Source organism: Lactobacillus ultunensis DSM 16047, assembly GCF_001436305.1.
Classification (GTDB): domain Bacteria; phylum Bacillota; class Bacilli; order Lactobacillales; family Lactobacillaceae; genus Lactobacillus; species Lactobacillus ultunensis.
In genome coordinates, this window is sequence record NZ_AZFO01000084.1 from 1 (window position 1) to 784 (window position 784).

1 protein-coding gene is annotated in these 784 nt (G+C 39.5%); it reads right to left on the reverse strand.

All coding sequences use genetic code 11. From position 1 onward, the window contains the following. On the reverse strand, positions 1-784 hold a 784-nt coding region (locus tag FC57_RS10450), incomplete at both ends, for an IS982 family transposase (RefSeq protein ID WP_056990037.1).

The window sequence follows — 784 nt, forward strand, 5'->3', positions numbered from 1 at the left end:
GTTCTAGACAATATGCCATATTATAAGCTAAAATGGCAACTTCGAGTCTCTCTTGAAAACCTGCTAAACTTCTAGCTCGATTATTTTCAGCGTTGTAGTAAGACAAAAGCGAAAAATCACTCTCGATGGTCCTTCTGAGTGCCATTAAATAGTGCTTATTGTGCTTTTGAGCATTCTTCATGTTTTTACGATATGGTGTCCAAAGCGTATAACCCATTTGCTCTAAGCGTTGATGCAGGTTTTTGCCCAAATATCCTTCATCGCCCAAAAGGTAACGATTGTCAGGATGAGCATTAGTAATCAGTTCTACTGTTTCCTTAGCATCATGAACTGAGGCCTTGGTTACGATATAATCTAGCAAGTAGCCGTCGTCGCTAACAATAGCGTGAACCTTAAAACCATAATAATAGATTTTTCTGGTTGCCTTATAGCCAATATCGGCATAGCCGCGAAAGATCTTTGCTCGACGATTGCGAATTGGCTGACAGACTGGCACAGGAAAGCTATCAATAATCAAAATGTCGCCTGACAGATCTACTTCCTCATTAAGGCCATGTCGAATTAAATAGATCAATGGCAAAAGCATGCGTGCTCTGCGATTAAAGCGAGAGTGAGATAAATTAACAAGCTTTTCACAAAATCTTCTTTGAGATTCAACGCCCAATGAAGCCTGCCAAATAAGCAAGGCCAGAATAGAACTGTCAGATATTTTACATCGATTGATATTCCGTCTTTGCTTTAATGCATCTGGGGCATAAAGTTTGTACAAACAGCGACAAATTAT